2 protein-coding genes are annotated in these 12,354 nt (G+C 76.0%); both read right to left on the bottom strand.

The window, feature by feature from the left end:
- Window positions 1-85: 85 nt before the first annotated feature.
- Window positions 86-4,945 (bottom strand): type I polyketide synthase, encoded by a 4,860-nt coding sequence (locus IE244_RS38370; RefSeq protein ID WP_191878202.1) that lies wholly within the window; start codon window positions 4,943-4,945, stop codon window positions 86-88.
- 1 nt (window position 4,946) lies between these two features.
- Window positions 4,947-11,972 carry a type I polyketide synthase gene (locus IE244_RS38365; protein ID WP_191878201.1) on the bottom strand — a complete coding sequence of 2,342 codons (7,026 nt, stop codon included), beginning with the start codon at window positions 11,970-11,972 and terminating at the stop codon, window positions 4,947-4,949.
- Window positions 11,973-12,354: the final 382 nt, after the last annotated feature.

Genomic DNA, 12,354 nt, shown 5'->3' with positions numbered 1-12,354 from the left:
GGGTGGGCGGGTGCGGCGGGGCCCGGGTGGGCGGGTGCGGCGGGGGCCGGGTGGGCGGGGTTCGTCGGGACCGGGTGGCTGGGGTTCATCGGGGGTGCTCCTCGGCTGCGTCGCGGGGGTGTTCGTCGTCGGCTCCGGGCCCGGTCGTCCAGGCCACCACGTAGGCGCGGTCGGGCAGGGCGGGCGGATTGGCCGCCGGCGCGCAGTGCACGGTGTAGACGCGTTCCAGGCGCCCGGAGACGAGCAGCCGGCTGCCGTCCGGGGCCGTCTGCAGCACCGCGAAGTCCCGTGGCCGGCCACCGAATCCCACGCCCTCGGCCTTGGCGACCGCCTCCTTGGCGGCCCAGAACCGGGTGAACCACAGGGCCTGCAGATCCGGGGCGTCCGCCGCGCGGGCGCGCAGCAGGCGCAGCTCGGCCGGGCCGAGCGCGGTGGCGAGGGTCGCCGGATCGCGCTCGGTGACCTCCTCGATGTCGATGCCGGGACCGGGCCGCGGGGTGTGCGGCCGGACGATCGCCACGCCCGACTCGGCGCGGTGGGCGAGCGAGACGTCCAGTGGGGGCAGGTCGCGGCCGTGCACGCCGGTGACGCACGGGCGCCCCAGCTCGTCGTTGTGGACCCGCAGTTCCGCCGGGAAGAGCGGCCCCTCGCCGTGCTGCCAGAGCCACTGCCGTACGGCGTCCTTGACGGCGATGCGGCCGAGCAGCCACTGCCGGCGGCCGCGCGGTGGGCGGGCGGCGTACTCGGCGCGCTCGGCGCCACCGAGCGAGTTGCGCATGATCAGCTCTCGGGAGGCGAGATCCGGCCAGCGTTCGTGCACCAGCGCCCAGCCGCCGGGCATGGCCTGGGACAGGGTGTGGCGGTCGGGGAAGCGTTCCACGGGCCGGGTGGTCGGGTCGTTGTCGAAGCGACGGTCCTGCCAGCCGCCGATCACGGCCCACACCCTGCCGCCGACGGTCAGCTCCGCGTCGGCCTCCAGGACGGTGTCCGTGAGGGAGGTGATCCGCAGCACGCAGCCGACCTCCGTGCCGGGGGCCGGGTGCGGGCCGTGGAACCGCATGTGCCGCATCCGTACCGGGAAGACGACGGTCCGCTCGCTGCGGGTCGCCATGATCCAGTAGCCGAGGAGCTGCCCCACGTTGTCGAGCAGGGCACCGGGGGCGGCGGGCACGGTGATCATTCCACGGATGTGCCGCTCACCGATGGCGGTGAGCTCGGTCAGGCCCTGGAAACCGGGGCCGTGGAACATCCAGCGATCGCGGTAGAGCTGGGCCGCGGTGTGCTCGGGACGGCACTCGGGGGCGTCCCCGAGGGGACTGGCCGGGGGCGGAACCGGGTGCCCCGGAGCGAGCTCGACGACAGCGCGCGCCGTGGCGCCGAAGGCGACGGTGACGCGGTGGGAGTGCCCGGCGGGCGGGGCGGTGACGGGGCGGCCGGAGGCGGGGGCGGTCAGGGGGCGAGGGTGGCCAGGGGCCGGGGTGACGGTGATCTGCAGGTCGGTGGGGGGTGTGGCGGTGAGCCAGCGGTCGAAGCGGGCCTCGTGCACGGCGATCGCCCGCAGGCCGGGTGCCGCCCTCTCCGCCGCGTCCATCATGTGCTGGACGATCGTGGTGGCCGGGACCACCGGCCAGCGGTCCGCCACGTCCGGCCAGCCGGGGCGCTGCGGGAAGAAGCAGTGGTCCAGGAGGTGCGGCATGGTGTCAGGGGAGACGTGGACGGTGAGGGTGGTCGCGGTGGGCCCTGCGGGAGCGGGTGCGGCGGCGCCGGGGGTCCTGCGGTGGGCGGCGCTGATCAGCTGCGCCGCCGTGTCCGCGGTGTCCCGCAGCAGCGCGGCCAGCTCGGCGGCGGCAGGGAAGCGCGCGACGAGCCCGTCGAGTTCGCCGAGGCCCGGTTCGCTCGGGGGGCTCGGGGGTGGAGCTGGTGCGACGTTCGGTGCCGGGTGCCCCGGAGGCGCGAGCGGCACGGCCGGCGGTGTCGAGCGGTGCGCGGGGGCTGATCTCAGGCGGGCCGGGTGCGCGGCCGGTGTTCCCGCGTGGTCCGCCGGCATGCGGTGCGGGGCAACCGGTCCGGGGCCGTGTGACGCCGGGGCGGCCGGAGGCCCCGTGTGCACGGTGGCTGGTCGCACGTGGGCCGGAGGAGTCGGGTGCACGGCATGGGGCCCCGCGTGCAGTTCCGTGCGGAGTTCGTCGAGCAGGGGCCCGTCCAGCGAGACCAGGGCGGCGCCGAGGTCGAGCCGGACGGGGTGGCGCCGGTGGGCCGGCGCGACGGGCGGCCCCGCGGTGGGCGCCGGCACCGCGGGCGTCACGGGCGCCCCGGCGGCCCACAACGCCGTCGTCACACGGCACAGTTGGGACATACCGCTGCGCTCGGGCGTGTTGGCGGCGACGGCCAGGTGGTCGCGCTCTCCGAGGGTGTCGCCGATCAGGGAGGTGAGCCGGCCGGGGCCGGCCTGGACGAAGACGCGGTGCCCGGTGGCGTAGAGCGCCTCGGTCAGCTCGCGGAAGCGGACGGGTTCCAGCAGGTGCCGTACGAACAGCTCGCGCACCGCCCGCTCGTCCCAGGGGAAGGGCGCGGCGGTCGTCCCGGACCACACCGGTACGGTCGGCGGCTGGAGGCGGAGGCGGTCGGCGGCCTCCGCGATGGGCGCGAGGTACGGCTCCAGCATCGGCGTGTGGAAGCCGGAGCGGAAGGGCAGTACCTGGCAGATCACCCCCTGCGCGCGCAGGGACCGCACGAACTCCTCGACGGCCGTGCCGGGTCCGCAGACCATGGACTGGCGGGGCGCGTTGTCGTGGGAGAGCACGATCCCGGAGTCCGCCCAGGACTCGGCGAGCGCGTCGCGGACATGGGCGGCGGAGGTTCCGAGGGCGGCGAAGGCGAGTCCGGGGACGGTGACCGCGTCGGGGTCGAACTCGGCCATGAAGGCGTCGACTTGCCCGGTTGCGTACAGTCCGGCCGCCACCATGGCCGTCCACTCGCCGACGCTGTGCCCGGCCACCGCGTCCGGTACGACACCCATCCGGCGCAACGCCTGGTCCAGCAGCCGGCCCACGCCGACGACCCCGAAGCCGTGCCGCGCGACGTCACCGACCCGGACGTGTGTGCCGGTCGGCGGGGTGAGGCCGAAGTGGGCGGCGATGTCGTCGGTGCGGGGCGCGAAGTCGCCTTCGAGGCCGGGGAAGACGAACGCGAGCCGGCCGCCGGTCCGCCCGAGCAGCGGCCCCGGGCGGAACCACACATCGCCGCGCCCCTGCCAGGCGCGCCCCTTGGCGACGGCGCGGCGGGCCAGCGCGAGCCGTCTGGCGGTCGGCTCGACGATCCCGAGCCGGACCGGCCCGGCGTCGGGGTGCGCGCGGGCCGGGTCGAGACCGGCGCCGAGGACGGCCGGGTCGTCGGCGTGCAGTAGCGAGGCGAGGTCCGCCACACTGCCGGCGGCGAGCAGCAGGATCCGCTCGGGCTCGCCGACCCGCACGGAAGCGGGGGCGGGCCGGGAGCGCGTACGCGGCACGGAACGGCTGCCCGGTGCTTCCTCCAGCACCACGTGGGCGTTGATCCCGCCGAAGCCGAAGGCGTTGACGGCGGCTCGGCGGACCGGCTGTCGTGGGCCGGCCTCCCAGGGACGGGCGTGGTCCAGGGTGCGGAAGCGGGTGGCGGCGAGCGCGGGGTGGGGGGTGTCGCAGTGCAGGGTGGGCAGCAGGGTGCCGTGGTGGAGGGCGAGGACGGCCTTGACCAGTCCGGCGACCCCGGCGGCCGGCATGGTGTGGCCGATCATCGACTTCACCGAGCCGAGGACCGGGCGCGCGGCGTCGTCGGCGCCGTGGTCCGGGTGGGGCCCGAACACGTCGGCGAGCGTGGCGAGTTCGGCCGCGTCCCCGGCGGGAGTGGCGGTGCCGTGTGCCTCCAGCAGGCCGAGCGAGTCCGGTGCGGCGGGGTCGAGTCCGGCGGCCCGCCAGGCCTGCCGCACGGCCCTGGCCTGGCCGCCCGGATCGGGTGAGACGAGCCCCGCGGTGCGGCCGTCACCGGCCACGCCCGTGCCGCGGATCACGGCGTACACGCGGTCGCCGTCGCGTTCCGCGTCGGCGAGCCGTTTCAGTACGACGACGCCCGTGCCCTCCCCGATGAGGATGCCGTCGGCGTCGCGGTGGAAGGGGCGGATGCGCTGGGTCGGGGACAGGGCGCGCAACTGGGCGAAGACGCTCCAGAGGGTGATGTCGTGGCAGTGGTGCACTCCCCCGGCCAGCATCAGGTCGCAGCGGCCGGTGGCGAGTTCGGTGACCGCCTGGTCGACGGCGACCAGGGAGGAGGCGCAGGCGGCGTCCACGGTGTAGGCGGGGCCGCGCAGGTCGAGCCGGTTGGCGATGCGGGAGGCGGCGAGGTTGGGCACCAGGCCGATCGCGGACTCCGGGCTGTCGGGGCCGAGCCGTTCGGTGAACGCCGCGTGGATCCGGGCGAGTTGGGTGGCGGTGAGGTCGGGTAACAGCTCGCCCAGGGTGTGCGTCAGCTGTCCGGCGGTGCGCACCCGCTGGTCGAGGCGGGCCAGGCCCGGCGTGAGATAGCCGCCGCGGCCCAGGGCCACCCCGATCCGGTCCCGGGGCGGGAGCCGGTCCTCGCCGCCCGCGTCGGTGAGCGCGGCGGCGGCCACGTCGAGGGCGATGAGCTGGTCGGGCTCGGTGCCGGGTACCGAGGCGGGCATGATGCCGTACCGGGTGACGTCGATCTCGGCCAGGCCGTCCACGAAGCCGCCGCGCCGGCAGTACACCTGGCCGGCGGCGCTCCCGGCGGGCGGGCCGGGCCGGTAGTAGGCGGCGTCCCAGCGGTCCGCGGGGACCTCCCGGATCGCGTCGGCACCGTCGCGCAGGTTCCGCCAGTAGGCGTCGAGGCCGGGGGCGCCGGGCAGCAGCACCGCCATCCCGGTGACGGCCACCGGCAGGTGACGTCCCGTCATGTCACCAGCCCGACGCGGTGTAGACGACGGCACGGGCCGACGGCTCGCCCCAGGCGAGTTCCCGCAGCAGGGCCGCGGTGCCCTCGTCCGGGTCGATCAGTCCGATGCCCCGCCGGGCGTACTCGCGCCCGAGTTCCGCGCCGACCATGCCGCCGTGTGTCCCGGACGGTGCCCAGGGGCCCCAGTGGACGGTCAGTACGCGGGCGCCCGTGCGGGCGGCCCGGTCGGCGCCGAGCGCTTCCAGGGCGTCGTTGGCGGCGGCGTAGTCGGCCTGGCCGCGGTTGCCGAGCACGGCGGCGACGCTGCCGAACAGCACGGTGAACGCGGGCTCGCCGGGCAGGTCGTCCAGGGCGGCGAACAGCGCGCCGGCCCCGGCCGTCTTCGTGCCGTACACCTGCTGGAACGACTCGGGGGTCTTGTCGGCGATCAGCCGGTCCTCGATCACCCCGGCGGCGAAGACGACTCCGTCGAGCCGGCCGTGCTCGGCGTGGATCTCCTTGACCGCCTGCAGGACGGCGTCCCGGTCCCGGAAGTCGACCGAGCGGTAGCGGGCCGCGCTGCCGAGCGCGCCGAGTTCCCCGAGGGTCGTGGTGATCTCCCGCTGGGCGAGGAGCAGTCCGGCGGCCTGGTTGATCCCGGCGGGCCCGGGTGCGCCGGGTGCCGCGGCGAGCGCCGCCCGCAGCTCGACGGGGGTGCGCGCGCCGGCGGTGCGCGGGTCCTCGGGCGCGGTGGGTGCGGGCGTACGGCCCAGCAGCTCGACACGGCACCGGCAGGCGCCGGCCAGGGTGGCGGCGAACCTCGCGGTGATGCCCCGGGCGCCGCCGACGAGCAGTACCACCGCGTCCCGGTCGAGGCCGAGCGCGGCCGCCTCGGCGGCGCCGTCCGCCGCGGGTCCGGATCCGGTGGTGGCGAGGGGGCCCAGGGGTGCGGGCACCAGCACGGGCACCTGCCGGGCTCCGGCCGCCGTACGCAGCACGACGGGGGCCGGTTCGAGGGCGCGCAGCTCGGCGAGCACGGCGTCGGCGACGGCTGCGGGGGCGGTGTCCACGACACCGACGACGCGGGCGAGCAGGTCCGGGTACTCACGCGCGATGCTGCGGAACAGCCCGTCCAGGCCCGCGGCCCGCAGCGACGCCGTCCGGTCGGCGGCCCGTACCGCGAGCAGCCGGCGCGGGCCGCACCCGAGCGCCGCCCGGAGCACCGGGAAGGCGTCCGGCAGCACCGGGAGGCCGGGGCCGGGCAGCGCGCCGAGGTACACGACCCCGTCGACGGGGCCGTCGGCGGTGGTGAGGAGGTGACCCCGGTCGAGGACCACGGCGTCGGCGCCGTTCGCGGCGAGCCGTGCCACGACCTCGGCCGCCGCGCCCTCACCGTCCCCCAGCAGGGCGAAGCGCCGGCCGGTCAGGCCGGGGTCGTCGGCGGCCTGGGGGGCCGGCTCCGCGAGCGGCACGGCTCGCAGCTCGCACCGCTGGGGCGGCACCCCGAGGACCGGGGCGGGCACCGGCCCGGTGCTCTCCTGCTCCCGCCCTCTTGCGTCGGCGGGGTACGGCGCCCCGAGCTGCCCGCTCCCGGTGCCCGGGGAGGACCGCTCGGTCTGCCTTTCGGACGCCCCGCTCCCCTCGGTGCCGTACGGCGCCTGCGGCAGCCCGTTCCCGGTGCCGGTGTGCGCGCCCACCCGTGCCGTCAGCCAGCGCGTCACGGCCGCCGCGGTACGGGCCTTGGCCAGCTCCTCCAGTTCGGCGTCGTCCAGGACGTCGGCGCCGCCGGCGATGCCCAGGCGTCTGGCGAGCTCGCCGGCGATCTCGGCTCGCTTGATGGAGTCGATACTGAGGTCCGCCTCCAGGTCGAGGTCGGGTTCGATCATGTCCACGGGGTAGCCGGTGCGTTCGCTGATGATCTCCAGGACGACCCGTTCCACGTCGTCCACCGGCGCCACGTCCACGCGCTCGGCATCCACCGGCTCCGCACCGCCCTGCTCGTACGACGGGGCGGGCACCTGCGGCAGTACGGGTGCCGTCGGCCGCCCTGGCGGCACGGGTGCGACGGGCGCCGGTGCCGTGGCGCCCGGTGTGGCGCCGAAGTAGGTGAGCAGGACATCGCGCTGGGCGGCGATCATCTCCCGGCTGCTGCGCAGGAATTCGGAGATGAGCGCGTCCCGGTCGGCCGGGGCGCCGTACGGCTGGTCGGTGGTCACGGTCGTCTCCACGACTCGTCGGGCCGGTGCGAGGGCACCGGGCAGGAGTGCTCCGTCGGCGGTGCGGACGAGGTGCCCGTCGACCGTCCAGCCGGGCCGCGGCGGCGCCGGGGTGCGCAGCGCGTCGACGGCGTCACGGCCTCGCAGCAGCCAGGCGGTGCGCACCGGCTGTCCGGCCACGGCGAGTCGGGCGAGGGCGTCGAGCCAGCCGCGCAGTCCGCTGTCGGCGCTCGGCTCGCAGGCGACCGTGCGGTGCGGGCGGTCGCCGAGGATCCGTGCGACCAGCCGGGTGAGGACCGTGCCGGGGCCCGCCTCCACGAAGACGCGCGCGCCGGCCTCGTACATCGCCTCGATCTGGGCGGCGAAGGCGACCGGGGCGCCGATCTGGGCGGCGAGTTCGGCGCGCACCCCGGCGGGGTGCGGTGGGTAGGGCGCGGCGGTGCGGTTGGCCCACACGGGGAACTCGGGTGCGCGGACGGTCTTGTCCGCGAGGATCTTGGCGAATCGTTCCCCCGCCGCGGCCACGAGCGGGCTGTGGAAGGCACAGGCCACGGGGATGCGCCGCGCCCCGAGCCCGGCCGCTCCCAGGAGTCGTACGGCCGTCTCGATGTCCGCCGTGGGTCCCGAGATGACCGTCTGTTCCGGTGAGTTGAGGTTGGCGACGACGACCGAGGCGGGTGCTCCGGCCGTGTCCAGGGTGTGTACGACGGTCTCGGCGGCGGCGCCGACGGCGGCCATGGTGCCCGGGTCGTCGCCGGCCACGGCCAGGATCGCACCGGCCCGCTCGGCGCTCAGCTCCAGCAGGGTCTCGGGGTCGAGTGCGCCGGCCGCGGCCAGGGCGGCCAGTTCTCCGTAGCTGTGCCCGGCGGCCTGGTCGGGGTGGATCCCGGCCGAGGTGAGGAAGGCGTGGGCGGCCAGGCCCGTGATGCCGAGGGCGGGCTGTGCGCTCCTGGTGTCGGTGAGGGCGGCCCGGTGCCGTTCGCGGGCGGTGTCGTCGAAGGCGGCCGGCGGGTGGACGGTGTCGGCGTACGCACGGCCGAGGTCCAGGTAGTGCCGCAGCCCGGGGAGGTGGACGAGGAGGTCGGCGAGCATACCGGGGCGCTGGCTGCCCTGGCCGGGGAAGAGGAAGGCGATCTCGCCCTCGACGGGGTCGGCGACGTGGATCCCGGCGGCCGGATCGCGCTCGCCGGCCAGGAGCCGTCGCAGCTGCGCGGTGAGTTCCCCGGGGTCGCGCGCCACGATCGCGGCCCGTACCGGTGCGTCGGAGGTGTCGGCGCGGTGGGCCGCGGCGAGGGCGAGGTCACGCAGGCGCCAGGGGCGGCCGTCGGCCTCGGCGGCCCGGAGGATGTCCGCGGCCTGCCGGTGGGCGGCCTCCGTGTCCCGGCCCCGGAAGAGGAACAGCTCGGCCGGCCACGCGTCGAGGGCCTGGCGGGGCGGTGCGGCGTCGGCGTGTGCGGCCAGGACCGCGTGGAAGTTGGTGCCGCCGAAGCCGAACGCGCTGACCCCGGCGAGGCGTTCGGCGGCCGGTGCCGTCCAGGGGCGGGCGCGGGTGTGGAAGACGAACGGACTGCCGGCCTCCACCCAGGCGGGGTTGGGCCGCTTGAGGTGCAGGGTGGGCGGGGTGACCCCGGTGTGCAGGGCGAGGGCGGTCTTGATCAGGCCGGCGAGTCCGGCGGCGCACTTGGTGTGCCCGATCTGCGACTTGACCGAGCCGAGCGCGCAGCCGCCGCTCCGCGCTCCCGCCTCGGTGAACACCGCGGCGAGTACGGTGAGTTCGGTGCGGTCGCCGACGACGGTCCCGGTGCCGTGCGCCTCGACGAGGCCGACGTCGGCGGGTGAGACACCGGCGTTGCGGTAGGCCCGCTCCAGCGCGGCCCGCTGGCCCTCGGGACGGGGTGCGGTCAGGCCGAGGGAGCGGCCGTCGCTGGCGGAGCCGAGGCCCTTGACCACGCCGTAGATCCGGTCGCCGTCCCGTTCGGCGTCCGCGAGCCGTTTGAGGACCACACAGGCCACGCCCTCGCCGAGGGCGATGCCGTCGGCGAGGGCGTCGAAGGCGCGGGAGCGTCCGGTCGGCGAGAGCGCGTGGACGGAGGAGAACAGGGCGAAGTCGTTGATGCCGTTGTGCAGGTCGGCGCCGCCGCACAGGACGAGGTCGCTGGTTCCGGAGACGAGTTCCTTGCAGGCCACGTCGAGGGCGGCCAGGGAGGACGCGCAGGCGGCGTCGACGGTGAAGTTGGCGCCGCCGAGGTCCAGCCGGTTGGCGATCCGGCCGGAGATGACGTTGGCGAGCATGCCGGGGAAGGAGTCCTCGGTCAGCCGGGGCAGCTGCTCCTCGATGCCGTCGGGGACCTTGCCGTAGTACGAGGGGAGGACGGCACGCAGGGTGACGGCGTTGGACAGGTCGCTGCCGGCCTCGGCGCCGAACACCACGGAGGTCCGCGTGCGGTCGAACGCCCCTCCCTGTTCGCCGTATCCGGCGTCCTCCAGCGCCCGGCGGGCGGCCTCCAGGGACAGCAGTTGAACGGGTTCGATGCTGCCGAGGGACGCGGGCGGGATGCCGTAGCGCAGGGGGTCGAAGGGGATGCGGGGCAGGAAGCCGCCCCAGGTGGACGCCGTGCTTCCGGCGGTGTGGTGCACGGCCGGGTCCCAGCGCTCGGGCGGCACCTCGGTGACGGCGTCGCGTCCGGTGACGATGTTGGCCCAGAAGGCCGCGAGGTCGGGGGCCTGCGGGAACATGCAGGCCATGCCGATGATCGCGACGTCGAGCGGCGCGGGCGGCGCCGGCTCGGAGGCGGTACGGGGTCGCGGCACACCGGCGTGGGCGGCGCGCGTGCTGAGGAAGCCGGCCGCTCCGTCGGTCACCGAACGGTGCAGGGCGGCCACCGTGGTGGTCGCCGAGCGCAGGACGGCGACCTCGCCCGCCATGAACATCCCGTCGGTGAGCTGCCGTTCCTCCCCGACTTCCCGCAGCGATCCGTCTCCCGCGCGCTCGGCTCCCTTGCTGGCGACGCGCAGTCGGCCCACGTTGAGGCGTTCGAGGGTCTCCCAGATCTCGCGGTCGGGCATGCCGCGCGCCCGCAATTCGCCCTCGCGTCGCCGGTAGTCGTGGGTGAAGGGGCTGGGCACACAGCGGGTCGCGTGGCCCGGCGCGGTCTCCAGCAGGGCGGTCGCGGTCGCGGTGAGGACCTGCCGCTGGAAGAGGGGCCGGATGGCGCCGCGGGCGACAGCCTCCTCGGTGAACAGGTAGGCGGTTCCCATGAGGACGCCCACCGCCACGCCCTGCTCGGTGAGCGGGGCGGCGAGTGCGGCGACCATCGCCGCCGACCGCTCGTCATGGACACCACCCGCGAAGAAGACCTCCAGCTGGGGTGCGGTCTCCGGGTCGGCCTCGGCCAGGAAGTCCTGCAGGACGGCGAGTTGGGCCTCCCACAGCGGGAAGGATGCGCGGGGTCCGACGTGCCCGCCGCACTCGGAGCCCTCGAAGACGAACCGGCGCGCACCGGTGGCCAGGAACTGCCGTAACAGCCCCGGCGAGGGCACGTGCAGGAAGGTGCGTATCCCGGCCCGCTCCAGCGCCTCGGCCTGTGCGGGCCGTCCGCCCGCGATGATCGCGTGGGTGGGCAGCAGTTCCCGAACGGCGTCCAGCTGGGCACTTCTGATGTCCTCGGGGGCGAAGCCGAGGACGCCGACGCCCCAGGGGCGCCCGTGGAGCACGGCCCGCGCCTCGGTCAGCATCGCCCGGGCGCGGTCCCCGTCGGCGAGGGCGAGCGCCAGGAAGGGCAGCGCCCCGTCCTCGGCGACGGCAGCCGCGAAACCCGCCTGATCACTGACCCGGGTCATCGGCCCCTGGGCTACCGGCAACCGTGTCCCGAGCGCCCGGCTCATCGCGGATCCGGGGCGCAGCGCCCGCGCGGGACTCACCCCGTCCACGTCCGGTCCCGGCACCGGAGCGGACCCGGTGCCCGCCGGTGCCGCCGCCACCAGCACCTCCCGGATCGCGGCCGACACCCCGTCCACCACCCCTCGCACGTCCCGCCACCGTTCGGCGAACCGGGCGGCGAGGAAGCCGTCCTGGCCGACGGGCAGGAGTTGATGGCGCAGGTCATGGGCGCCCAGCAGGGCCGCGACCGCCTCGGGAGCGTCGGTGGGCGGCTCCGGGGCGTCCGGTCCGCGGCGGCGCAGTACCCGGTGCCCGCCCAGCAGCATCGTCTCCGAGCCGTCCAGGGAGCGCAGCACCTGCCGGACCGTCTCGCAGAGGCCCGATTCGGCGAGCAGGGCCAGCTGGCTGTCGAGGACGACCCCGGCGGCACCGCCGGCCACGGCGGCGGCAGCCGTGCGCGGCCCGATGCCGCCGCAGGCCCAGATGGGGACACGGCCCGACTCCTCGTCGGACAGCAGCTGCTGCAGCAGCACGAAGGTGCTCAGCTCGCCGACCCGGCCACCGCTCTCCCCGCCCCGGGCGATCAGCCCCTGGGCACCGGCACGTACGGCGGCATGCGCCTGGCCGATGTCCGTGACCTCCGCCAACACCCGGCAGGAGGGCGGGAGTTCGACAGGACTCCAGGGGGCGTCCGGGGTGAGGACCACGGTGTCGGGGGCGTCGCCGGTCTCGGCCGGGGTCAGGGCGCAGCGGCCGGTCACCCGCAGGCCGAAGGGTCCCGGGGCGGCCCGTCTCAGCCGCGACAGCTCCTCCCGGGATCTTCGGTCGCCGGTGCCCAGGTCGAGGATGCCGAGTGCGCCGGCGGCGCAGGCGGCTGTGGCCAGAGCGGCGTCGGGCGCCGCGAAGGGAGTGAGGCACAGGACGAGTTCGTGGGCGCGCACAGGCGAGGTCATGTTGCTCCGGCACGGTCGGCGAGACAGCACGGTGGGGGTGTGTGCGGCGGAACGCTCTGGTGCGAGGCCACCGGAACCTAGCCCCGGCTTACTCACGGGTCAATAACGACGCGTCCTTTTCGCGCGCGGTGACACCGTTTCGGCCAGCGGGACGAATTCCGCGCAAGGGCCGGGAAACGCGGTCATTCCCCTCACGGGTGTGGGCGCGTGACCACCCGGGCCCACGCGCCACACCCTCACAACCCCGGCAAAGCGGCTGCCTGTCGCGCCGTGCGCCCGTCCGTGCGGGGCGCGCCGGGACATTCACGCGTCGTCTGTAAATTCCGTATGCCGCAGGCGCCGTGGCCCGAACAGGGCCGGGCGCCTGGAGACGGCCCGCGGC

The organism is Streptomyces filipinensis (assembly GCF_014649495.1).
GTDB lineage: Bacteria > Actinomycetota > Actinomycetes > Streptomycetales > Streptomycetaceae > Streptomyces > Streptomyces filipinensis.
This window is presented reverse-complemented; position numbering and strand designations above follow the sequence as displayed.